The following is a 23,080-nucleotide window of genomic DNA, read 5'->3' as shown; positions in this document are numbered from 1 at the left end:
CCGGCGTGCGTTTGATCGGTCATGGCCGAGCACCCGACGTCGTTCGCCGCGCAGATCTTCCGACGCATGCCGGTAGGTCGGCGTCCGCACACCGAGGAAGGGCTCAAGCGCAGCATCGGTCTGGTCCAGCTGGTCGGCTTCGGCGTCGGCGCCACCGTCGGCACCGGCATCTTCTTCGTCCTGACCGAGGCCGTGCCGGACGCGGGTCCGGGGGTCGTGGTCTCGTTCGTCATCGCTGCCGTCACCGCCGGCCTGACCGCGCTCTGCTACGCCGAGCTCGCCGGCAGCGTCCCCGTGTCGGGGTCGTCGTACTCCTACGCCTACGCGACGCTCGGCGAGGTCGTGGCGATGGTCGTCGCCGCCTGCCTCCTGCTCGAGTACGGCGTGTCCGCGTCGGCCGTCGCGGTCGGGTGGTCGGAGTACCTGAACCAGCTCCTCGACAACCTCTTCGGTGTCGAGATCCCGCACGCGCTGTCGTACGCGCCCGAGGCCGGTGGCGTCGTCAACCTCCCGGCGATGGTGCTCGTCGCCCTCTGCGCCCTGCTGCTCATCCGCGGCGCGAGCGAGTCCGCGACCGTGAACACGATCATGGTCGCCATCAAGGTCGGGGTGCTCCTCCTCTTCATCGCGATCGCGGCGACCGGCTGGAACAGCGACAACCTGGCCGACTTCGCCCCGTTCGGCGTCGCCGGCATCCAGGCGGCGTCGGCAACGATCTTCTTCTCCTACATCGGGCTCGACGCGGTCTCGACGGCCGGGGACGAGGTGAAGGACCCGGCGAGGACGATGCCGAAGGCGATCATCCTCTCGCTGATCATCGTCTCCACCCTGTACGTCGCGGTCGCCCTCACCGCGGTCGCTGCGCAGCCCTGGCAGGACTTCGAGGGCCAGCAGGCCGGGCTGGCGCAGATCCTGGAGAACGTCACCGGCTCGACCTGGCCGAGCACCGTGCTCGCCGCCGGCGCGGTCATCTCGATCTTCAGCATCACGCTCGTCGTGATGTACGGGCAGACACGCATCCTCTTCACGATGGGGCGCGACCGGATGCTGCCCCCGATCTTCGCGCGGGTGAACCCTCGCACGCTGACCCCGATCCCCAACACGATCATCGTGGCGGTGGTGGTGGCGCTCATCGCAGGGTTCATCCCGCTGAACTGGCTGCTCGACACCGTCAGCATCGGCACGCTCGTCGCCTTCATGGTCGTGTCGCTGGGCGTCATCATCCTGCGCCGCCGCGCGCCCGACCTCGAGCGCACCTTCAAGGTGCCCCTGTATCCGGTCCTGCCGCTGCTGTCGATCGCCGCCTGCCTCTACGTGCTCACAGGCCTCGCGCTGGTCACCTGGGTGGTGTTCCTCGTGTGGGTCGCGGTCGTCCTGGCGTTCTACTTCGCGTACGGGTTCCGGCGTTCGACCTTGCGGGCAGGGGCGGGGAGCGGCGACGAAGGACGGGCGCCATGACCGTCGTGGCGGGGATCGGCCCGGACGGCAGGGGGACGCACGCCGTCCACCTTGCCGGTCGCATCGCCGCGTCGACGGGCGAGGACCTCCTCCTGTGCTGCGTCGTCTCGGACGCGTGGGGCAGGGGGACGGCGGTGTCGGGGCCCGACGCCGACTGGCGCCGTCACCTGGAGGCGATGGCGAGCGACGCCGTCGCGGAGGCACGTGACATCCCGCCGCCGGACGTACGGGTGGACGCGGTCGTGCGCACGTCGCGCTCCGTGCCGCGCGAGCTGGTCGCCGAGTCCGAGCGGGTCGAGGCGTCGATGCTGGTGGTCGGCTCGGCCGGGGACGCACTCATGGGCCACGTCGCGCTCGGCAACGTGAGCACGTGGCTGCTCCACCGTGCGCCGCTGCCGGTGGTCCTCGCCCCGCGGTCGTTCTGGTCGGAGCCGGACGACCGCCTCGAACGGCTCGTCCTGGCCGTCGACTCCGACGCCGCCGTCGACTCCGCGCTCGATGCCACCACCTGGTTGGCGCGTCGGGCCGGTGTGGGCATCGGGCTCGCGACGTTCGGGGTCCGGCGGCTGCCGGCGCTGCCGGACGGAGGGGGCCGTCGGGCCGACGACGCCGTGTACGAGGCGTGGCGCGAGGACATCGACGTTCTCCAGGCGCGGGCGGCGTCGCTCGTGGTGGAGACCGGCGTCCCCGTCACCGACCGGATCGTCGCGGTCGCCGACTCCTGGCGAGGTGCGGTCGACAAGCTCCACTGGCGTGAGGGCGACCTTCTCGTGATGACGTCGAGCCGCGAAGGACCGGTCCGCCGGATCTTCCTCGGGTCGAACGCGCCGAGGATCATGAGTCACGTCCCGGTCCCCGTCCTCACGCTTCCTCGGAGGTAGCCGATGCCCGTCGTCGACCGCCGTGCCGTTCTCTCGGCCCCGGCGGAGCAGGTGTGGGCCCGCGTCACCACGCCCGAAGGGATCGCCGACGAGCTCGCGCCTTGGCTGTCGATGACGGTGCCGCCCGGGCTGCGCGGCAAGACCCTCGCCGACCGTGATGCGGTCGTCGGCGGGCCGCTGGGCAAGGCGTGGGTGCTCCTCGGAGGCGTGCTCCCCGTCGAGTACGACGACATGACGCTCGTCGACGTCGAGGAGACCTGCTTCCACGAGCGCTCCCGGATGCTCACCCTGGCGCGCTGGGAGCACGAGCGCTCCGTGCGACCGCTCACCGACGAGGCGTGCGAGCTGCGCGACGTCCTGACCTTCACCGTACGGCGGGGTCTGGCCGCGCTCCCGGGTGCCGACGCTCTCGCGACCCGCCTCGTGTCGGCGCTCTTCTCCCACCGGCACCGTCGACTCGTGTCCGCCTTTCCCGCTCCCGGCGAGGGGTGACCCGCACCGCCTCAGGTCGTGGGGAGCACGAGGACCGCCCATGTCGTCAGCGGGGCGAGCACGACGAGGGACATGCCCCACCGCATGAGGCGTGTGAAGACCAGCTCGCGGTCGTCCTCGTCGGCGTTGGCCACGATCAGCGCCCCGTTGGTGGAGAACGGGCTGCAGTCGACGACGGAGCTCGAGATCGCGAGCGCCGCGACGAGACCGACGGCGCTGACCTCGTCGATGAGCAGGAAGGGGACCGCCAGCGGGATGAGGGCCCCGATGATGCCGGTCGTCGACGCGAACGCCGAGACGACCGCGCCGATCACGCAGATGAGGAGGGCGGCGAGGAGCGGGGCCCCGACCTCGGCGACGCGGTCCCCCAGCCAGGTGACGACACCGTGGCTCTGGAGGAGGTTGACGTAGGTGACGATGCCGCCGACCAGCAGGATCGTGCCCCAGCCGATCTTCTCGACCGCGCCTCTGGCCGAGGGTGGGAAGACAAGTGTCAGCGCGACGGCGACGGTCAGTGCGGTGAAGCCGACGTCGAGGTCGAAGGCGAGGGCGCCGACGATGAGGGCGACGAGGCCGACGAGGGTGGTCGACCGCTCCGCGTTGAGCCGACCGTCGTCCGTGGCAGGGCCGCTGCTGGAAGCCGCGGGGACGGGGCGCTGGGTCGCGGTCCGGCTCGCGGCGGTGGCGGCCGTCCCGAGCCCTCTGAGTGCACGCTCATCCTTGCCGCGCCGGATCAGCTCGTGCCCTCCGAAGGCGACGTAGGTGGCCAGGGCGATCAGGAGCGCCGCCGCCATCGCGGAGAGGAAGAGGAAGGTCGGGCTGCTGTCGAGATGGTTCGCCTCGACGACGCCGTTGGTGATGCTGCCGAAGATGCCGATCGGCGAGAAGCTGCCACCGGTCGCCCCCTGGACCACCATCATCCCCATCATGACGGGGTGGATGCGGTAGCGGTGGGCGAAGCCCGTCGCCACCGGAGCGACGATCGCGACCGCGGCAGGGCTGACGGCGCCGATGCTGGTGACGGCCGCGCAGACGAAGAACATCGCCCACGGCACGAGAGCGACGCGCCCGCGGACCGCGCGTACGGCGCCCTGGACGATCCAGTCCACGGTGCCGTTGTTCTTCGCGAGCGCGAAGAGGTAGGTGACGCCGACGAGGATGACGAACAGGTCACCGGGGAAGCCGGCGACGATCGCGTCGGCGTCCTCACCGAAGACGCTCAGCCCGACGACGAAGGCCGCCACGAGCGCGAGCGCGCCCATGTTGATGCTGCGCAGGGTCGCGACCAGGAAGACCAGTGCGAGCACGGCCAGCGCAATGACTTCGGGGGGCACGCCCGTCACCTTTCGAACCGGGAGTCTTCGATGTGGGGGAGACCACAGGCTCAGTGGCCTGGCCTCTGAGCCAAAGGCCTGGATCTCACGTATTCTCCCACCATGCGCCAGTCCGACGAACAGCGCGGGCCGCGGCCCGTGCAGCGTCCTCGGCTCTACGAGCACCTCGCGCAGCACATCGCGTCCTTCATCGAAGCGCAGGGCCTCGTCGCTGGCGACCGACTTCCTCCCGAGCGGCAGCTCGCTCGTGACCTCGGCGTCAGCCGCGCCACGCTCACGCGGGCGCTCGCAGCCCTCGAGACCCAGGGTCGGGTCGAGGTCCGTCACGGCGTCGGTGCCCTCGTCCGTCAGGCGCCGCCACCCGGTGACCTCACCGGCCGTATCGCGGCCCACCCCACGTCCGAGGTGGCGGTCGCCCGCGAGGCGGTCATGGTCGGTGTCGCGCGCGCCGCCGCGAGCCACCCTCACAAGGGCATGCGGATCGCGATGCTCGGCGACGACGGAACGATCCCGACCTTCGACGAGGTCTGGCGCTGCGTGCGCCGCCTCGCCGGCAAGAGCCTCCTCGTCGAGCTTGACGACGTGCTCGCGGCGCAGTGCGCCGACCCTGAGGAGACGTCGGGCCTGCGCTCGCGCCTGGACGACCTCGCCGTCGCCGTCGTCCGCGGGGATCCCGACGCTGCCGCCGCGGCGTGCACGGGCATCCTCGCGCCCGCGACGGCGCCACAGACTGCCTCACCCGTGACGGGGGACACGGGTAAGGCATACACGTCCTGAGGGTGGCCCGCCACCGGCGGGCCACCCTCAGGACGGACCTCAGGTCGTGCCGCGCACGACCAGGCTGGTCGGCAGGACCACGCTGCGGGTCTCCTCGCCCTCCGGCTCGGCCAGCGCGGCCAGGAGCATCTCCGCCATCTCGCGACCGAGCCGGTCGGCCGGCTGGTTGATGGTCGTCAGCGGCGGGTCGCTCATCGCCGCCATCGGGGAGTCGTCGAAGCCGACGACCGCGACGTCGCTCGGAACGGCGCACCCTGACTCGCGCAGCGCCCGCAGGGCCCCGAGCGCCATCGGGTCGGACGCCGCGAACACCGCGTCCACGTCCGGCCTGCGCGCCAGCAGCCGACGCATCGCCTGCCAGCCGCCGGGCTCGGTGAAGTCGCCCTCCTCGACCAGGCTCGGGTCGTACGCGACGCCGGCGGCGGCGAGCGCCTCCCGGTAGCCCTGAAGACGGTCGCGACCGGCCTGCATGTCCGGAGGGCCGGCGATCGTCGCCACGGTCCGGCTCCCGCGCTCAAGGAGGTGGTGCAGGGCCGCGCGCGCTCCGCCGACGTTGTCGACGTCCACGTAGCTGGCGTTCTCCACGCCCGGCGGCCGGCCACCGTGCACGAGCACCAGCCCGCGCTCGCGCAGCTGCTGGGGCAGGTCGTCGCCCTCGTGCTGGGAGAGCAGCAGCGCACCGTCGACGTGCTGGGGACTCAGGTACGCCGCCGGCTCGTCACGCCGTTGTTCGGCTCCGTGGACGAGGACGAGGACCAGCTGGCGGTCGCGCTCGTCCATCACCTGCGAGATCCCGCGGACGACCCCCGCGAAGAACGGCTCGCTGAACAGTCGCTCCTCGGGCTCGGAGATCACCAGCGCGATCGCCCCCGTGCGACGGGTCACCAGCGAGCGCGCCGCCTGGTTGGGGACGTACCCGAGCTCGGCGACCGCCTTCATGACGGCGTCCCGCGTCTGCGGCGCGACCGAGGGCGAGCCGTTGATGACCCGCGAGGCGGTACCCCGTCCGACGCCGGCAAGCGCCGCCACCTGCTCGAGCGTCGGACGCCGACCCGTCTCCGCCCCACCCGTCATGCGCCCAGTATCCCGCTCCGGTGCGCCGCCATGAGCGATGCGTACCACCGCGCGCTGTCCTTGGGCGTCCGCAGCTGCGTGTCGTAGTCGACATGGACGAGGCCGAACCGCTTCGCGTAGCCCTCGGCCCACTCGAAGTTGTCGACCAGCGACCACGCGAAGTAGCCCGCGACGGCGACGTCGTCGGCGGCCAGCCGCGCCATCGCCTCGAGGTGGGACTTGAGGTAGGCGAGCCGTTCGACGTCGTGCACCTGCCCGTCGGCCGACACGACGTCCTCGTACGCGGCGCCGTTCTCGGTGAGGTAGATCGGCAGGGCCGGGTACTCGTCGTGGACCCGGCGCACGACGTCGTACAGCCCGTCGGGGTCGACCTCCCACCCCATCGCCGTCGTCGGCCAGCCCCGCTTGCGGAACTCCACCGACGCGGTGCCGGGGTACGCGCCCGGGGCGACCATGTGGCGCGTGTAGTAGTTCACGCCGAGGAAGTCCAGCGGTGCCGCGATGAGTTCGGTGTCGCCGTCGTGGACGAACTCCAGCGACGACGTGGGGCGAACGTCCTCGACGACGTCGGCGGGGTAGCCGCGGCCGAAGACGGGGTCGAGGAACCAGCGGTTGCACAGCCCGTCGACACGGCGGACCGCGTCGTCGTACGCGGCGCGGTCCGGGCCGTCGTACCCCTCCGGCAGCGCCGGAGACGTCGGGTAGAGGTTGAGCGTGATCCCGAGCGGGGTCTCCGGGGCCGCTGCCCGGATCGCCTGCGCGGCCAGACCGTGCCCGAGGAGCAGGTGGTGCGACGCGGCGAGCGCGGCTGCGCCGTCGGTGCGTCCCGGGGCGTGGATCCCGTTGCCGTAGCCGAGGAACGCCGAGCACCACGGCTCGTTGAGCGTGATGAGGCCGTGGAGCCGGTCGCCGAGCGCGTCCGCGACGATCCCGGCGTACTCGGCGAACCGCTCCGCCGTGTCGCGCGCCGGCCAGCCGCCCGCCTCCTCCAGCTCCACGGGAAGGTCCCAGTGGTAGAGCGTCGCCCAGGGCGCGACGCCCCGGTCGAGCAGCGTGTCGACCAGGCGGTCGTAGAAGGCGAGCCCCTTCGTGTTGACGGGTCCGGAGCCGCCGGGCTGCAGCCGCGGCCACGAGATCGAGAACCGGTACGCCCCGAGGCCGAGGTCGCTCATCAGCTCCACGTCGGAGGTCATCCGGTGGTAGTGGTCGACGGCGACGTCGCCCGTGTCGCCGTTGGCGACGCGTCCGGGCTCGTGGGAGAAGGCGTCCCAGATCGACGGGGTCCGGCCGTCCTCGCGGACGGCGCCTTCGACCTGGTACGCCGCGGTGGCGGCGCCGAAGACGAAGTCGGACGGGAACGACGCTGCGAGCGTGGTGAGGGGATCGGTGACGACGTCGGTCATCCCTTGAGCCCACCTTCCATGATTCCGCCGACGATGCGGCGACCGAAGAGGATGAAGACCAGGACGAGCGGGACGGTGGCGAGCAGCGTGCCCGCCATCACCAGCGCCTGGTCGGTGTAGTAGCCGCCCGACAGCCGAGAGAGGGCGACCTGGACGGTCGGGTTCTCGGGCGCGAGCGTGAGGTAGGGCCACATGAAGTCGTTCCACCGCTCCATGAACGTGAGCAGCCCGAGGACGGCGACCGCCGGTCGCAGCGCGGGGAAGACGACCTGCGCGAAGATGCGGAAGGTCGACGCGCCGTCGACGCGGGCGGCCTCGATCAGCTCGTCCGGGATCGCCTGGCTGACGTACTGGCGCATGAAGAACACGCCGAAGCCCGTCACGAGGAACGGCAGCACCGCCGACCAGAGGCTGCCGGCCAGACCGAGCCAGCCCATCAGCATGTAGAGAGGGACGAGCCCCAGCTGGACCGGCACCATCATCGTGCCGATCACCGCCAGCAGGAAGATGTTCTTGCCGCGGAAGCGCAGCTTCGCGAACGCGAACCCGGCGAGCGACGAGAGCGTCACCACCGTGAGCGTCGCGACGGCCGAGACCATCAGCGAGTTGAGCAGCGCCTGCGCGAAGACCACGTCGGGGTTGTCGAAGACCCGCGTGACGTTCTCGCCGAGCTGGTCGCCCGGGGTGAGCGGCGGTGGGTTGGACGTGATGTCGCTGTTGGGCCGCGAGGCCATCACCAGCATGTAGTAGAGCGGCCCGATCGAGGCGAGGACCACGAAGACGAGGACGAGGTACGTCAGCGGCGACGCCTTGCGGCTGCGCACCCGCCGACGGCGGCGGCGTACGGGCTCCGGCTCGTCGAGGTCCTGCGCGACCGTGGCCACGGGGATGAGAGGTGTGGTCATGCGAGGCTCCTCAGTCGACCGAGCGGATGCGGCGTACGAGCAGGGAGTTCACGATCGAGACGACGACGATGACCGCGAACAGGATCCAGGCCACCGTCGCGGCGTACCCGAACCGCTGACCGGTGAACGCCTGCTCGACGAGGTACATCGCGCTCGTCTGGAACTGCCGGGTGTCGCCGCCGGTGATCGCGTTGGCCCCGGGGTTGAACAGCAGCGGCTCGGTGAAGAGCTGGATGCCGCCGATCGTCGCGACCGTGACCACGAACATCAGCGTCGGTCGCAGCATCGGGATCGTGATCGAGCGGAACTGCCGCAGCGCCGACGCCCCGTCGAGCCGTGCGGACTCGTAGAGCTCCTTGGGCACCGCCTGGAGGGCGGCGAGCAGGATCAGGGCGTTGTAGCCGGTCCAGCGCCAGTCGACCATCGTCGCGATCGCCAGCCACGACGGGAGGCGTTCCTGGTTCCAGGCGATCGGCTCGACGCCGAAGAGCCCGATGAACCAGTTCACGATCCCGAAGTCCCGGGAGAACATCATCGCGAAGATGATGCCGACGGCCGCGATCGACGTGGCGGTAGGGATGATGACGCCGATCCGCCAGAACGTCAGCGCCCGCAGGCTGCTGTTGAGGACCTGGGCGAGCGCGAGCGCCGCCAGGATCTGCGGGATGGTCGCGATGAGGAAGATCGCGAACGTGTTGAGCAGGCTGTTCCAGAAGTAGTCGTCGCTGACCAGCTCGGTGTAGTTGGCGAACCCGACCCAGCCTTCGTTGCCGCCCAGCAGGCTCCAGTCGTGCAGCGACACCCAGAGGGTGTAGCCGAGCGGGAAGAGCCCGAAGATGCCGAAGAGCACGAAGAAGGGGGCGATGAACAGGTAGGGCGCGCTGCTGATCTCGAGCCGGGCGAGCCGGTCGCGCAGGTGCATGAGGTGCTCCCGAGGTCGAGGGGGCGGACGGGTGGCGCGTGGTGCCCGCGCCGCGGTAGGGGGCGCGGCGCGGGCACCACGGGTTCAGGGTCTCCGCGAGACCTCTCGACCTAGCCTGCCGCCTTCTCGGCGTCCTTGACCGCGGTCGACCAGCCCTCCGACGCGTTGCGCTGGCCGTTCTCGACCGACCGCATGGCGTTCTCGACGGCGTCGCGGACGGGCTGGTTCTTCGCACCGAGGAAGACCGGCTCGAGCTGCGAGGCGCCGGCGATGAAGAGCTGTCCGACGGGCGCGTCGTTGAAGTACGGGTTCGTGGCCTCCTGGAGCGCCGGGTCCTCGTACAGGTTGGGGTTGGACGGGAGGTTGCCGACCTCCTTGAACGCCGCGAGCTGGCCGTCGGCGCTGCTGAGGAACTTCACGAGCTCGATCGCGACGTCCTGGTTCTTGCTGGCTGCGGGGACCGCGAGCCAGGAGCCGCCCCAGTTGCCGCCGCCGCCGGGAACAGTGGCGATGTCCCACTTGCCGGCGTTCTGCTCGCCGGCCTGGTCCTTGATGTAGCCGGTCATCCACGCGGGGCACGCGATGGTGGCGAAGTCGCCGTTCTTGAAGCCGGCGTTCCACTCCGGCGAGAACGACTTCAGCTCTGCGGAGATGCCCTTCTCGTCCATCTCCAGCGCCTTGTCCCACGCCGCCTTGACGGCCGGGTTCGACTCGATCACGAGGTTGTCCTCGCGGTCGAAGTACGTGTGGTCGGCGCTCTGCATGAGGATCGAGTTGTACGTGTTGGTGGCGCTGTCGATGAACTTCGCCTTGCCGTTGCCGATCCCGTCCTGGAACTTCTCGCCGGTGGCGATGAAGTCGTCCCAGGTCGGCCACAGCGCGGCTACGGCCTCACGGTCGGTCGGCAGGCCGGCCTTCTCGAAGAGGTCGCGCCGGTAGCACATCGCGAGGCCGCCGACGTCGGTCCCGAGCCCGATGGTCGTCGAGCCGTCGGCGGTCGTGGCGCCCTCGAACTTCCACGGGAGGTACTGGTCCTTGAGGTCGTTCGCCCCGTGGTCCTGCAGGTTGACGAACTTGTCCGCGCTCGCGAGGAAGTTGACCGCCTGGCCCTCCTCGATCGCGACGACGTCACCGGCGCCCGAGCCGGCGGCGATGCGCTGGGTGAGCACGGTGTTGTACTTGCCGAGGTCGCCCTCGGCGGTCTCGACGATCTTGACGCCCGGGTGCTCCTTCTCGAACTGCTTGTAGAGCTCGGTGTACCCGAACTTCCCGAACAGGTTCACGCGGAGCGTGACGTCGTCCCCGGACCCGCTGTCGGAGTCCGAACCGCCACAGGCGGTGGCCAGCAACGACAAGCTGGCGAGCGCGGCTGCTCCAGCCAGCCAGCGCGAACGGCGTGTGTGTGACACGGTGACCCTCTCCTTCGCCGCTCCCGCCGGTGGGAGCGCTCCCATGCACTGTGGCCTGGCTCACACGCTACGGTCAAGAGGGGATGGGAGCGCTCCCATGCCTCGTTACACAAACGTGACACGCGTCGTCCCACAGCACGTGCCGCGACGAAGCCACGGTTTCTGGGACGAAGCCACACGTACAAGGCGCGCTTGGTACCGGAAGCCGTCGCTTCGTGGCCCTCTCCCCGAGCCGGGCCCGAGGTAAGCGAGCGCTCGGTACGCTTCGGCGCATGACTGTACGTACGGGTGACCGCGTCCTCGTCACCGGTGCCGCCTCCGGGCTGGGCCTCGCCCTCGTGGCCAGGCTCGCGGAGCGGGGCTGCCGGGTCCTCGCCACCGATGTCCACGCGCAGACGCCCGGGCCGGTGGGCGCGGTCGCCGGCGACGTCACGTACCGGCACCTCGACGTCCGCAGCGACGCCGACTGGGACGACGCCCGGGCCTGGGTGGAGGAGACCTGGAAGGGCGTCGACCTCGTCGTCAACAATGCCGGCGTCGCGTCGGGTGGCCGGATCGAGCTCACCACGCCCGACGAGTGGGAGTGGATCACCCAGATCAACCTGCTCGGCGTCGCCCGCGGCTGCCGGACCTTCGCGCCGGTGCTCAAGGCGCAGCGCACGGGGCGGATCGTCAACACCGCCTCGGCCGCGGGGCTCGTGCACCCGCCCCGGATGAGCGAGTACAACGCCGTGAAGGCCGGCGTGGTCGCCCTGAGCGAGACTCTGCGGTGGGAGCTCGAGCCGTACGGCGTCGCCGTCTCGGTGATCTGCCCCAGCTTCTTCAAGACCAACCTGGCCGACTCGATCCGCAGCGCCGACCCGAGCGCGCAGGAGTCCGCGCGCACGCTCATCGACGGAGCCAAGCGCAGCGCCGACACGGTCGCACGCGAGGTCCTCCGGCAGGTCGACGCCGGCACGTTCCTCGTCCTGCCCGACCGCGAGGCCCGCGCGGCGTACGCGGCAAAGCGGTTCGCCCCGCGGCTGTACGCGGCGGCGATGCGACGCGCCGCCCGCAAGGCCGCGGCCGAGGAGGCCGCCGCCGGTGGCGCCCGGACCGCCGGCGCGCAGGTGACTCGGTGAGCGCGCTCTACCTGGTGCGGCACGGCCAGGCGTCGTTCGGTGCCGACGAGTACGACCAGCTGTCCGACCTCGGGTACGCGCAGGCGTCGGCCCTGGGTCAGTCGTGGGAGGCCTCGGGGTTCCTGCCGACGCACGCGGTCGCGGGCTCGATGAAGCGGCACGCGCAGACCGCGATCGCCGCTCTCGACGCCGCAGGACCCTCCGACGGCTACGACGTGGACGAGGGGTGGGACGAGTTCCCCCACGAGTCGGTCGTGGAGGCGTACGCGCCCGGGCTGGTGACCGACGACCCGAAGGAGTTCCAGAAGATCTTCGTCTCGGCGGTCGGGCGCTGGGCCGGCGGCGAGCACGACGACGAGTACGCGGAGCCGTACCCGCACTTCACCGCCCGCGTCCTCGGCGCGTTCGACCGGCTGACCGCCTCGCTCGGGCGAGGCGAGAGCGCCGTCGTCTTCACCTCGGGCGGGCCGCTCGCCGTCGTCGCCGCCCACCTGCTGGCCGGAGACGCCCCGCGGTGGACGCCGCAGGCGCAGGCGATCTGGCCTCGCCTCAACACCGTGACGATCAACGCGGGGGTGACGACCGTCGTCACCGGGTCGTCCGGACGCACGCTGCTGTCGTTCAACGAGCACACCCACCTCCCGTACGACCTCGTGACCTACCGCTGACCACCAAGGAGCCCCCCGTGCGCAAGACGATCCTCATCACCGGTGCCAGCTCCGGCCTCGGTGCCGGCATGGCCCGCGTCTGGGCCGCCCAGGGCCACGACCTCGCGCTGACCGCGCGGCGCGTCGAGCGGCTCGAGGCGCTCAAGGCCGAGCTCGAGGCGGCGCACCCGTCGATCAGGGTGGTCGTGCACGCGCTCGACGTCACCGACCACGCGGAGGTCTTCCGCGTCTTCGCCCGTGCCGCGCAGGACCTCGGTGGCCTCGACCGCGTCGTCGTCAACGCCGGTCTGGGCAAGGGCGGGCGGATCGGCACCGGGAAGTTCGAGGCCAACCGCGAGACCGCGGAGACCAACTTCGTCGCCGCGCTCGCGCAGTGCGAGGCCGCGATGGAGCACTTCTACGAGCGCCGCGCGGGCCACCTCGTCGTCGTGTCCTCCGTCTCGGCGATGCGGGGGATGCCCAGCTCGATGACGACCTACGCGGCGACCAAGGCGGGGCTCGCCGCGCTCGCGGAGGGGATCCGGTCGGACCTCGTCAACCGCAAGGGGCACGACATCGCGGTGACCACCGTCTACCCGGGATACATCGCGTCGGAGATGAACGAGAAGGTCGAGCAGAAGCCGAAGGGCATGGTCGACAACGAGACCGGGTCCCGTGCGCTGGTGGCCGCGATCGAGACCGAGAAGCCCGAGCGCATCGTGCCCGCGTGGCCGTGGCGCCCCGTGTCGTTCGTGCTGCGCCACGCGCCGCTGGGGATCGTCCGCCGCATGGTCTGAGCCGGGACGGGTACGCCTCGAGGTAGCGAACCGAGGAGGACCCGTGCACGCCACGCTGCTCAACTGCTCGTTGAAGCGCTCGCCCGAGCCGTCGAACACCCAGATGCTCGCGGACTCCGTCGTCGCAGTGATGAAGGGCTGGGGCGTCGAGACCACCTCGTACCGCCTCGCCGACCTGCGGCTGGCGCACGGGGTCGCGACGGAACTCGGCGAGGGCGACGAGTGGCCGCGGGTCCACCAGTCGATCCTGGCCAGCCAGATCCTCGTCGTCGCCACGCCGACCTGGGTCGGGCACCCCAGCTCGCTCGCCCAGCAGGCGATCGAGCGGATGGACGCGATGATCTCCGAGACCGGGGACGACGGCCGCCCGGTCGCGTACGACAAGGTGGCCGGAGTCGTGGTCACCGGCAACGAGGACGGCGCGCACCACGTCATCTCCGAGGTCGCCGGGGCGTTGGTCGACATCGGGTTCACGATCCCGGGCCAGGCGTGGACGTACTGGAACCGCGGCCCCGGGCCAGGCCCCACCTTCAGCGAGACCTCGGAAGGACGCGAGTGGTCGTACCGGACGGGGCGCGCGATGGCCGCCAACCTGGTGGCAGTGGCGAAGGCGTTGGCGGAACGGCCGATGCCCGCTCCGCCGTCGTGATTCGATGGCGGCATGACTGCTGATCCCTCCGACCGCTCGGCGCGTGCGATCGCCGCTGCCGAGGCTCTCGGGCTCGACCACGCCGTCACGCGCCACGGACGCGCCCGCTCCCTCGAGGAGGCTGCGGCCGCACGGGGCATCGCGCCGCGTGCGCTGCTCAAGACGCTCGTGGTGCGGGTGCGCGACGGCGACTACCGCTTCGTCATGGTGCCGGGCGACCGCGAGTTCTCCTGGCCCAAGCTGCGCGCGCTGCTCGGCGTCAACCGCGTGTCGATGCCCGACGCCGCCACCGCGCAGGAGGTCACGGGGTACGAGCGCGGCACGATCACGCCCCTGGGCAGCACCACAGCCTGGCCTGTCGTGATGGATGCGAGCATCGCGGGCCCGATCTCCGTCGGTGGCGGCGGCCACGGCGTCGGTCTCACCGTCGACGCCGACGCGCTGGCCGAGGCCCTCGGGGCCGAGCGCGCCGACATCAGCGAGTAGGTCAGGCCCCGTCGTCCTGGGCCCCGTCGTCCTGGGCGTCGTCGTCTGAGGTGTCGGCGCCGCCCGCCGCCTCGACGAGGGCGTCGATGTTCTCGCGCGGGAAGCCGGCCAGGCCCACGAGGACGTCGAGCGGCACCTCTGCCGCCATCGGGTTGGCCTTCAGCTCGGCGCCCCGCGCGCCGAACGCGCTCGCGAGGAGCGGTCCGCCGACAGGGTCGGCCTCCCACTCGGCCACCGTCGACTGCGGGGTCAGCGGCGTACGGATCTCGGTCCCCTCCACCGTGACCGTCACGCTGCGGCGCAGGTCGGCGGCCGAGGCGCCGACCGAGACGGTGAACGTGCCGGGCTCGACGACCCAGCGGCGCAGGACAGGGTGCCAGTACGCGAACGCGCGTGGTCCGAGCTCCAGCTCGACGCGCTCGGAGGCCCCGGGCTCGAGCGTCACCTTCGCGAAGCCCTTCAGCTCCCGCTCGGGGCGCGCGACGGGGGAGTCCAGGTCGCTGACGTAGACCTGCACGACGTCCGTGCCCGTACGCCCGCCGGTGTTCGTCACCGTCACCGAGACGCTCGCCCGCACCTCGTCCCCGCTGCCGGTGACCTCGACCGAGAGGTCACCCTGCGAGAACGTCGTGTAGCCCAGGCCGTGGCCGAACGGGTAGGCCGGCGGGATGCGCTTCACGTCGTAGTACCGGTAGCCGACGAAGACACCCTCCCCGTACCGCGAGTGTCCGAGGTGGCCAGGGAAGTCGAGGAACGCAGGCGTGTCCTCCAGCCGGAACGGGATCGTCTCGGCCAGCCTGCCGGTCGGCTCGGCGCGCCCGCTGAGCACCTCGGCGATCGCCGACCCGACGGCCTGCCCGGCCAGCCACGTCTCGAGCAGCGCAGGGACCTCGCGCGACCAGGCGACGGGCGTGACGATGCCGCCGTTGGCGAGCACCACGACGACCCGCGGGTTCACCGCCACGAGCTCTTGGACGAGCTCGACCTGCGCGGGCGGCAGGTCGAGGTGGTTCCGGTCGTACCCCTCCGACTCGTACGACTCCGGCAGGCCCAGCAGGCAGACGACCGTACGCCCGCCTCGCGCGGCCTCGACGGCCTCGGCGCGCAACGCGCGGTCCTCCTCCGGGCTCCCGTCGAGCGTGTAGCCGGCGGCGAACGGCACGTCGTCGCCCCAGGTCTCGCGCAGCGCGTCGAGCGGGACGTCGACGCGCGTCGGGTTCACCCGCGACGAGCCGGAGCCTTGGAAGCGAGGGGTACGGGCGAGCTCGCCGACGACCACCACCTCCGCCGACTCGCTCAAGGGCAGCAGCGGTGCGCCACCGACGGGCTCGTTCTTGAGCAGCACCGATCCGGCGACGGCTGCCTCACGGGCGAGCGCGTGCGGGTCCAGCGTGTGGGTGTTGGCCTCGGCCGCCTCGCCGGCGCGGTCGACCAGCGCCAGCACTCGGCGTACGGCCTCGTCGAGGACGCCCTCCTCGAGCGTCCCGCCGCGTACCGCCTCGACGACCACCTCGTCGTCGCCGAAGGGCGGCATCGCGAGGTCGGTGCCTCCGCGCAGCGCGGCGACGCGGTCGTGCACGGCACCCCAGTCGGAGACCACCACGCCGTCGAACCCCCACGTGTCGCGCAGCACCTCGCGCAGCAGCCAGGCGTTCTCGGTGGCATAGGTGCCGTTGACCTTGTTGTACGAGGCCATCACCGTCCACGGGTCGCCTGCGGTGACGACCCGTTCGAACGCGGCGAGGTAGATCTCGTGGAGCGTCCGCTCGTCGACGTCGGCCGACACCCTCATGCGGTCGGTCTCGGCGTTGTTGGCGGCGAAGTGCTTGACCGAGGCGCCGACGCCTTCGGCCTGCAGGCCACGCACGAACGCCAGTCCGAGCTCGCCCGAGAGGTACGGGTCCTCCGAGAGGTACTCGAAGTTGCGGCCGCACAGCGGCGATCGCTTGATGTTGACCCCCGGCGCGAGGATGACCGAGACGCCCTCGGCGCGGGCCTCGCGCGCGATCGCGGCGGCCACGCGCTCGACGAGGTCGGGGTCCCACGAGGAGCCCAGCGACGTCGCCGTGGGGAAGCAGGTCGCGGGCACGCTCTTCCCCATCCCGAGCGAGAGACCGGGTTCACCTGCCTGCTTGCGCAGCCCTGTCGGCCCGTCGGCCATCATGATCGCCGGGACGTCGGCCTCCTCGACCGGCTGCGTGTGCCAGAAGTCGCTGCCGGACGTCAGCGACGCCTTCTGCTCCAGGGTCAGCCGTGCGGCGGAGTCCGCCGCTCCTGCTGAATCGTCCCCTGACATCGTTCCCCCGATCGCCATGTGAATCTGCGGTGACTGTAACCACGCGAGGGGGTTCGCGCAGGACACCCGCGCTCACCAGCGGTTACGGGCCTCCTCCGCCCACCCGACGAGGCCGTCGAGAGCCAGCGTGGTCCCGTCGTCGGCCCGTGCGGACCCCGTCCAGGTGCCGAAGGCCTGGTGGGTGGAGCTGCCGAGGACGACGAGCTCCGTACGAGCCACGCGGACGTGCTCGGGGAGGAAGGTCGCGGCGGGCGCCGTCGCCCGTGACGCGCCACGGCGCCCGCCAGTCGTCGCGGTCGTACGACCAGGTGAGCGGCGCGCCGATCTTGTGGACAGTGCCGCCGACGACGAGGGCGTTCTCGGTCGAGCCGGTGCCGTCGGTCCAGCGGCCGCCGAGCTGGACGGCGTCGCCTCCGGGGCCGGATCCGGCGCCCCAGTTCCACGTCATCCGGTACGGCCACACGCCGCGTCCGTGGTCGAGCACGGCGTACGCGTCGGTGACCGGGTGGGCGACGCCGTCGATCCCGAGCGTGCCGCGGGCAGGGCGGGCGAGGTCCTTCACCGTGTATTGGAACCGCCGCCGGCTCCACGGCACCACGACCCCCATCGACTCGTGGCCCTCGGGCTGATCGACGGTGAGCGCCACGGAGATCCGAGGCGCGGTCGCGCGGATCGTCGTCGGCCCGGTCGTCCCCGCGGTCGGCTGCTCGATGTCGACCGTCAGGTCGCCGGCGACGACGGCGACGCGCCCGCTGCCGGCGCGGTCGGGAAGGACGACGCCGCGGCCGAGCGGGACCGTCGCGTCGTGACGCCACTCCTCGCCGCTGCGGCGGTCGAGGACGTACAGGCCGTGCACCGCCGCGTAGTCCAGCGACGCCACCTGGAGACCGATCACGTGCGTGGGGGAGACGACTCCCCAGTACTCCCACCGCTTCGTCCGGCCCCAGCCGCGGAGGTTCGCGCGGTGCAGCGGCCGGCGCGTCCAGCCGACCGCGTCGGGGTTCAGGCGCCCGTCGGGACGGCAGAGGTCGACAGGCGTGGTGATCTCGCGCTCGCGCATGCGGTCACGGTAGTGCGCGGGTCACCGTCACCGGGGCGCCGACCTCGAGGGTGCCGATGGCCGTCGGCGCCATCCGCACGCCGAACCACGTGACTCCGTCCCACTTGCGCCGGCGGGCCAAGGTACGGATGGGCTCGTGCCCGCGTTCGAGGGTCTGCGGATCGACGAGCGTGATCGCGCAGCGGTCGCACAGCTCGGCGAAGCGGAAGGGCACGTCGCCCAGCAGAACGGTCCGCCACCGGTCCTCCGCGAACGGCGCGAGCTCGTCGGGGTCCGCCTCGACGACGACGTTGGGGCGGAAGCGGGCCATCGCGAGCGGGGCGTGGTCCGACGTCTCGGCGATCCACTCGTCGAGCCGGGCGAGCGAGGGCGTGGTGGTGAGCAGGATCGGTGCGGTGTCGGCGAGCGACAGCGGCTCGCTGCCCGTCCCCCCGTGGGACAGCGACATCGGACGCCGCTGCGGATCGTCCAGCCACACGAGTCGTGCGGGCGTGCCGATCGCCTTGGACATCCAGGCCTCGGCGTGGCGCCCCGCGTACCGCAGGGTCTCGAGCCGGGACACGCCGACGGGCACCGGCGTGCCGTGGACCGGTCGGGCGACCGCCAGCTCGGCGAGCCCGTCGGCCCGCAGGAGAAGCCCGTCGACCGTGGGGGTCGCACGCACCGACAGGATCCGGGGGTGTGCGATGGCGTCGACCTTGTGTCCGTCCGGACCCACCACGAGCCACCGTCTGTCGCCGGCCAGTCCCCACGGCTCGACCGTGGCGCGGTCCACGTCGTGGGCGGCGGTGGACTTGACGGGATAGAGGTGCAGAGACGCGATGCGCACGGGGTCAGCGTAGGGGGAGCGACGCGGCGGCTCGACCGGCTTTTGCCGTCTCGCAGAAAAAGACAGGGTTGACTGTTTGTTAGTTGGCGAGTGATGATGGCACGGTGACGGCGACCACACGGACCCCGCAGGGTGAACGCAGCCGGCTGATGCGCCAGCGGCTGCTCGAGGCGACCGTCGACTCGCTCGTCGAGCTCGGCTGGTCCGGGACGAGCACGACCGTCGTCTCCCAACGCGCGGGTGTCTCCCGAGGCGCCCAGCTGCACCACTTCCCGAGCAAGCAGGCCCTCGTCATCGCCGCGGTCGAGCACCTGACCGAGCGACGCCGCGAGGAGCTCGCCGCCGCTGTCCAGGCCCTGCCCGCCCAGGGGCGTACGCGGGCGGTCCTCGACGTCCTCGCCGCCCAGTTCGTCTCCCCGGTCTTCTTCGCCGCGCTCGAGCTGTGGGTCGCCGCGCGCACCGACGACGAGCTGCGCGCCGCGGTCGGTCCGCTGGAGCGCCGCGTCGGCCGCGAGGTGCACGCGTACGCCGTCGACCTGCTGGGCATCGACGACAACCGCGGCCGCAACCGGCAGCTCGTGCAGGCGACGCTCGACCTCATGCGCGGGCTCGGGCTCGCCGCCTCTCTCTCAGACGACACCGCACGCCGCACGTCGATCCTCGACGCGTGGGCGATCACCCTCGACACGGAGCTGGAACGCTGATGAGCACCGAAAACTCGCCCGACCCGACCGCCGACCCGAGCCGCTCCGCGGTCCTCGAGTCCGTGCTCGCCGACCTCGACGCCGAGAGCCAGGAGCTCGACGCGATCGTGGCCGGCCTCGACGACGACGGCTGGGCCACCCCGACGCCCGCGCCAGGCTGGGACGTCGCGCACCAGATCGCGCACCTCCACTGGACCGACAGCGCCTCGCTGGCGGCGATCGAGGGTGGCGAGGCGTTCGCGACGCTGATCAAGAACGCGGTCGACAACCCGACCGGCTACGTCGACGCCGAGGCCGACCGCCTCGCCGCGCTCACCCCCCAGGAGCTCCTCGCCACGTGGCGCGAGGGACGCCGCGCGCTCGCCGACGCGCTGCGTGCGGTGCCCGCGGGCGAGAAGATCGCGTGGTTCGGCCCGCCGATGAGCCCGGCGTCGATGGCGACCGCGCGCCTCATGGAGACCTGGGCCCACGGCCGCGACGTCGCCGAGGCGTTCGGCATCGAGCTCCCGCGCACGGCGCGGGCCAAGCACGTCGCCAACCTCGGCTTCCGTACCCGCGGCTTCGCCTACCTCGTCCGCGGTCGGGAGATCCCGTCCACGCCCGTGCGCGTCGAGCTCGTCGGGACCGACGGCGAGACCTGGGCCTGGGGGCCGGAGGACGCGACCGACCGCGTGACCGGTGACGGCTACGACTTCGCGCTGCTCGCCACCCGCCGCCGTACCCGCGACGACGTCGACGTCGTCGCCCACGGCGACGCCGCCGACGAGTGGCTCGACATCATCCAGGCCTTCGCCGGGCTCCCGGGTCCCGACCCGCAGCCGCGCGGAAGCAAGCAGACCGGGGAGGGCGCGGCATGATCCGCATCGGCAACTGCTCCGGCTTCTACGGTGACCGTCTCGCCGCCATGCGGGAGATGCTGACCGACGGCGACCTCGACTACCTGACCGGCGACTACCTTGCCGAGCTCACGATGCTCATCCTCGGCCGCGACCGGATGAAGGACGCCTCGCTCGGCTACGCCAAGACGTTCGTCCGCCAGATGACCGACTGCATGGGCCTGGCGAAGGAGCGCGGCGTCCGGATCGTCACCAACGCCGGCGGCCTCAACCCGGCAGGCCTCGCCGAGAAGCTGCGCGAGATCGCCTCCGAGCAGGGTCTCGACATCGTCGTCGCCCACGTCGAGGGCGACGACCTGCGGCCGCGGGCCGACGAGCTCGGCCTCGTCGGCCACGGCGGGCAGCCGCCGATCACCGCCAACGCCTACCTGGGCGCGTTCGGCATCGCCGCCGCCCTCGACGCCGGTGCGGACGTCGTCGTGACCGGCCGCGTCACCGACGCCTCGGTCGTCGTCGGACCGGCGATCCACGCGTACGGGTGGGGGCGCGAGGACTACGACGCCCTCGCCGGCGCCGTCGTCGCCGGTCACGTCGTCGAGTGCGGGGCGCAGGCGACCGGCGGCAACTTCTCCGGATTCGCGACGCTCGACCCCAAGACGATGCTGCACCCCGGCTTCCCGATCGCCGAGATCGCCGCCGACGGCAGCAGCGTCATCACCAAGCACGAGGGGACCGGAGGCGTCGTCTCCGTCGACACCGTCACGGCGCAGCTCGTGTACGAGATCGGCGGCCCCGCGTACGCCGGCCCTGACGTCGTCACCCACCTGGACTCGGTCGTCCTCACGCAGGACGGCGAGGACAGGGTGGCGGTGTCCGGAGTGCGCGGGTCCGCTCCGCCGGCGACGACGAAGGTCGCGCTCAACTCCTTCGGCGGTTTCCGCAACAGCGTCGAGTTCGTGCTGACCGGGCTCGACATCGAGGAGAAGGCCGCGCTGGTGCGGCTGCAGGTCGAGGACGCCCTCGCGCAGTCGCCGGCGGGGATACCCGACGAGGTCGTCTGGGACCTCGACCGCACCGACGTCGAGGACCCCGAGACGCAGGGACGCGCGACCGCGCTCCTGCGCTGCCACGTGAAGGCGATGTCTCCCGACCCGGTCGGGCGCGCGTTCTCCTCCGCGGCGGTCGAGCTCGCCCTCGCGTCGTACCCCGGCTTCACCGTCACCCGGCCGCCCGCGGCGGGGACGCCGTACGGGGTCTACACCCCGGCCTACGTCCCGCAGGAGGTCGTCCCGCACACCGTGGTGCTCGCCGACGGCACCCGCCTCGACATCCCCGCCCCCACTTCCACGCTCGCGAGTCACCCCGCGCACACTCGCGAGTCACCTCGCGCACACTCGCGAGAGGATTCCGCACCCGCGGTGACTCGCGACCCCGCACGCGGTGACTCGCGAGCGGTGCCGCTGGGGCGGGTGGTCCACACCCGCAGCGGCGACAAGGGCGGCGACGCCAACGTCGGCGTCTGGGTCCGCAGCGACGTCGCCGACCCCGACGCGGCGTACGCGTGGCTGGTCGAGCTGCTCGACGCCGAGACCTTCAGGACATTGATCCCCGAGGCGGCCGACCTCGACCTCGAGATCCACCCGCTGCCCAACCTGCGCGCCGTCAACGTGGTCGCGCACGGCTTCCTCGGTGACGGGGTTGCCGCATCCACCCGCTTCGACCCCCAGGCCAAGGCGCTGGGCGAGTGGCTCCGTGCCCGTGTCGTCGACGTCCCCGAGGAGCTCCTCCCATGACCGTGTCCGCCCCGTACGACGCCTGGTCGACGCCCGAGCGCACGGCGCTGCGCGAGGCCGTCACCCGCTTCACGACCACGGAGATCACCCCGTTCCTCGCCGGCTGGGAGGACGACGGCGAGATCCCGCGCGAGCTGCACAAGAAGGCAGCCGCCGCGGGGATCCTCGGCATCGCCTTTCCCGAGGAGGTCGGCGGCCAGGGTGGTGACATCGTCGACATCTCGGTCGTCAGCGAGGCGATCATCGAGGCCGGCGGCTCCTCCGGACTGATCGCGGCGCTCTTCACGCACGGCATCGCGCTGCCGCACCTGGTCAGCGCCCACCGGATGGCGCCGACCGAGCGCACCGAGGCGCTGGTCGAGCGGTACGTCCGCCCGACGCTGGCCGGCGAGATGATCGGCTCGCTCGGCGTGACCGAGCCGAGCGGCGGCTCCGACGTCGCCAACCTGCGCACCCGCGCGGCGCGCGACGGCGACGCGTACGTCGTCAACGGCGCGAAGACCTTCATCACCTCCGGCGTCCGCGCCGACTTCGTGACGACCGCGGTGCGCACCGGTGGCGACGGCTTCGGAGGCATCTCGCTGCTCGTCGTCGACAAGGGGACGCCGGGCTTCGCCGTCCAACGCCCGTTGCGCAAGATGGGGTGGCACTGCTCGGACACCGCCGAGCTCGCCTTCGACGACGTCCGCGTGCCTGCCGAGAACCTCGTCGGCGAGGAGAACGGCGGCTTCGTCCTCGTCATGCAGCAGTTCGTGAACGAGCGGCTGAGCCTCGCGGTCCAGGCGTACGCGACCGCGCAGCGTGCTCTCGACCTCGCCGCCGGCTACACCAAGGAGCGCGAGACGTTCGGGCGGCCGCTCGCGAGCCGCCAGGTGATCCGGCACAAGCTGGTCGAGATGCACCGGGCGACCACGACGGCGCGCGCGTTCACGCGGCAGGTCGTCGAGCGCGCGGCTGCGGCCTCCGCAGGTGCCGACATCGACCAGATGCGTCTGGCCGCTGACGCCGCTGTGGCGAAGAACGACGCGGTCGCGGCCTGCGAGTTCGTCGTGAACGAGGCAGTGCAGATCTTCGGCGGCGCCGGATACATGCGCGAGACGGAGGTCGAGCGCCACTACCGTGACGCGCGCATCCTCGGCATCGGTGGCGGCGCCACCGAGGTGATGAACGACCTGGTCGCCAAGATCCTGGGGTTCTGAGGAGTTCT

General features: G+C 71.8%; 21 protein-coding genes and 1 pseudogene. 13 read left to right on the top strand and 9 right to left on the bottom strand.

What is annotated here, in order from left to right; translation table 11 throughout:
• Positions 1 to 21: 21 nt before the first annotated feature.
• From NYZ95_RS10195 to NYZ95_RS10185, 3 genes are read left to right on the top strand one after another with little or no spacing between them, the layout of a single operon-like run.
• Positions 22 to 1,458: an APC family permease gene (locus tag NYZ95_RS10195; RefSeq protein WP_262851163.1), complete on the top strand. Its 1,437-nt coding sequence runs from the start codon at positions 22 to 24 to the stop codon at positions 1,456 to 1,458.
• Complete coding sequence (locus tag NYZ95_RS10190) at positions 1,455 to 2,339, top strand: universal stress protein (protein ID WP_262851162.1); 885 nt, start codon at positions 1,455 to 1,457, stop codon at positions 2,337 to 2,339. Before NYZ95_RS10195 ends, NYZ95_RS10190 begins: the two co-directional genes overlap by 4 nt.
• Before the next feature lie 3 nt (positions 2,340 to 2,342).
• Positions 2,343 to 2,831: an Rv1443c family protein gene (locus tag NYZ95_RS10185; RefSeq protein ID WP_262851161.1), complete on the top strand. Its 489-nt coding sequence runs from the start codon at positions 2,343 to 2,345 to the stop codon at positions 2,829 to 2,831.
• An 11-nt stretch (positions 2,832 to 2,842) separates the two neighbouring features.
• Here the strand turns inward: NYZ95_RS10185 and NYZ95_RS10180 are convergent, their stop codons facing one another.
• Entirely contained in the window at positions 2,843 to 4,165 is a 1,323-nt protein-coding gene (locus NYZ95_RS10180) for an SLC13 family permease (protein ID WP_262851160.1), read from the bottom strand.
• A 102-nt stretch (positions 4,166 to 4,267) separates the two neighbouring features.
• Here NYZ95_RS10180 and NYZ95_RS10175 point away from each other — a divergent pair, with 102 nt between their 5' ends.
• Positions 4,268 to 4,942 (top strand): FadR/GntR family transcriptional regulator, encoded by a 675-nt coding sequence (locus tag NYZ95_RS10175; RefSeq protein WP_262851159.1) that lies wholly within the window; start codon positions 4,268 to 4,270, stop codon positions 4,940 to 4,942.
• A gap of 39 nt (positions 4,943 to 4,981) precedes the next feature.
• On the opposite strand, the gene NYZ95_RS10170 is transcribed toward NYZ95_RS10175, so the two are convergent.
• From NYZ95_RS10170 to NYZ95_RS10150, 5 genes are all read right to left on the bottom strand, one after another.
• Positions 4,982 to 6,016, bottom strand: coding sequence for a LacI family DNA-binding transcriptional regulator (locus NYZ95_RS10170; protein WP_262851158.1), 1,035 nt, complete (start codon positions 6,014 to 6,016; stop codon positions 4,982 to 4,984).
• The gene (locus NYZ95_RS10165) at positions 6,013 to 7,419 is read right to left on the bottom strand and encodes a GH1 family beta-glucosidase (protein ID WP_262851157.1); all 1,407 of its coding nucleotides are present in this window, start codon (positions 7,417 to 7,419) and stop codon (positions 6,013 to 6,015) included. The genes NYZ95_RS10170 and NYZ95_RS10165 overlap by 4 nt, the downstream gene beginning before the upstream one ends.
• Positions 7,416 to 8,324 (bottom strand): carbohydrate ABC transporter permease, encoded by a 909-nt coding sequence (locus tag NYZ95_RS10160; RefSeq protein ID WP_262851156.1) that lies wholly within the window; start codon positions 8,322 to 8,324, stop codon positions 7,416 to 7,418. Before NYZ95_RS10160 ends, NYZ95_RS10165 begins: the two co-directional genes overlap by 4 nt.
• Positions 8,325 to 8,334: 10 nt before the next feature.
• A complete protein-coding gene (locus tag NYZ95_RS10155) occupies positions 8,335 to 9,246 on the bottom strand; it encodes a carbohydrate ABC transporter permease (protein WP_262851155.1) in 912 nt (303 codons plus the stop codon).
• Positions 9,247 to 9,356: 110 nt separating this feature from the next.
• Entirely contained in the window at positions 9,357 to 10,655 is a 1,299-nt protein-coding gene (locus tag NYZ95_RS10150; protein ID WP_262851154.1) for an extracellular solute-binding protein, read from the bottom strand.
• A 272-nt stretch (positions 10,656 to 10,927) separates the two neighbouring features.
• Between NYZ95_RS10150 and NYZ95_RS10145 the strand changes: the two genes are divergently transcribed.
• Genes NYZ95_RS10145 through NYZ95_RS10125 form a run of 5 tightly spaced genes read left to right on the top strand, consistent with a single transcriptional unit; the run spans position 10,928 to position 14,355 of the window.
• Positions 10,928 to 11,776, top strand: a complete 849-nt coding sequence (locus NYZ95_RS10145; protein ID WP_262851153.1) for an SDR family NAD(P)-dependent oxidoreductase — start codon at positions 10,928 to 10,930, stop codon at positions 11,774 to 11,776.
• Entirely contained in the window at positions 11,773 to 12,444 is a 672-nt protein-coding gene (locus NYZ95_RS10140; RefSeq protein WP_262851152.1) for a histidine phosphatase family protein, read from the top strand. The genes NYZ95_RS10145 and NYZ95_RS10140 overlap by 4 nt, the downstream gene beginning before the upstream one ends.
• Before the next feature lie 17 nt (positions 12,445 to 12,461).
• Complete coding sequence (locus NYZ95_RS10135; protein WP_262851151.1) at positions 12,462 to 13,220, top strand: SDR family oxidoreductase; 759 nt, start codon at positions 12,462 to 12,464, stop codon at positions 13,218 to 13,220.
• A 43-nt stretch (positions 13,221 to 13,263) separates the two neighbouring features.
• The gene (locus NYZ95_RS10130; protein WP_262851150.1) at positions 13,264 to 13,869 is read left to right on the top strand and encodes a flavodoxin family protein; all 606 of its coding nucleotides are present in this window, start codon (positions 13,264 to 13,266) and stop codon (positions 13,867 to 13,869) included.
• A 12-nt stretch (positions 13,870 to 13,881) separates the two neighbouring features.
• Entirely contained in the window at positions 13,882 to 14,355 is a 474-nt protein-coding gene (locus tag NYZ95_RS10125; RefSeq protein WP_262851149.1) for an aminoacyl-tRNA deacylase, read from the top strand.
• A 1-nt stretch (position 14,356) separates the two neighbouring features.
• On the opposite strand, the gene NYZ95_RS10120 is transcribed toward NYZ95_RS10125, so the two are convergent.
• The 3 genes and pseudogenes from NYZ95_RS10120 to NYZ95_RS10110 all read right to left on the bottom strand — a co-directional run bounded on the left by NYZ95_RS10120 (position 14,357) and on the right by NYZ95_RS10110 (position 18,540).
• Entirely contained in the window at positions 14,357 to 16,669 is a 2,313-nt protein-coding gene (locus NYZ95_RS10120) for a glycoside hydrolase family 3 C-terminal domain-containing protein (protein WP_262851148.1), read from the bottom strand.
• A 54-nt stretch (positions 16,670 to 16,723) separates the two neighbouring features.
• Positions 16,724 to 17,711, bottom strand: a pseudogene (locus NYZ95_RS10115) (DUF2804 domain-containing protein).
• 4 nt (positions 17,712 to 17,715) lie between these two features.
• Complete coding sequence (locus tag NYZ95_RS10110) at positions 17,716 to 18,540, bottom strand: MOSC domain-containing protein (RefSeq protein ID WP_262851147.1); 825 nt, start codon at positions 18,538 to 18,540, stop codon at positions 17,716 to 17,718.
• A gap of 104 nt (positions 18,541 to 18,644) precedes the next feature.
• Between NYZ95_RS10110 and NYZ95_RS10105 the strand changes: the two genes are divergently transcribed.
• The 4 genes from NYZ95_RS10105 to NYZ95_RS10090 are packed head-to-tail and all read left to right on the top strand — an operon-like array spanning position 18,645 to position 23,072.
• Positions 18,645 to 19,244 (top strand): TetR/AcrR family transcriptional regulator, encoded by a 600-nt coding sequence (locus tag NYZ95_RS10105; RefSeq protein ID WP_262851146.1) that lies wholly within the window; start codon positions 18,645 to 18,647, stop codon positions 19,242 to 19,244.
• Entirely contained in the window at positions 19,244 to 20,101 is an 858-nt protein-coding gene (locus tag NYZ95_RS10100) for a TIGR03084 family metal-binding protein (protein ID WP_262851145.1), read from the top strand. The genes NYZ95_RS10105 and NYZ95_RS10100 overlap by 1 nt, the downstream gene beginning before the upstream one ends.
• Positions 20,098 to 21,873, top strand: coding sequence for an acyclic terpene utilization AtuA family protein (locus tag NYZ95_RS10095; RefSeq protein ID WP_262851144.1), 1,776 nt, complete (start codon positions 20,098 to 20,100; stop codon positions 21,871 to 21,873). Before NYZ95_RS10100 ends, NYZ95_RS10095 begins: the two co-directional genes overlap by 4 nt.
• The gene (locus NYZ95_RS10090; RefSeq protein WP_262851143.1) at positions 21,870 to 23,072 is read left to right on the top strand and encodes an acyl-CoA dehydrogenase family protein; all 1,203 of its coding nucleotides are present in this window, start codon (positions 21,870 to 21,872) and stop codon (positions 23,070 to 23,072) included. The genes NYZ95_RS10095 and NYZ95_RS10090 overlap by 4 nt, the downstream gene beginning before the upstream one ends.
• Positions 23,073 to 23,080: the final 8 nt, after the last annotated feature.

This window comes from Mumia quercus, from assembly GCF_025506335.1.
In the GTDB taxonomy this organism is placed as follows: domain Bacteria; phylum Actinomycetota; class Actinomycetes; order Propionibacteriales; family Nocardioidaceae; genus Mumia; species Mumia quercus.
This window is presented reverse-complemented; position numbering and strand designations above follow the sequence as displayed.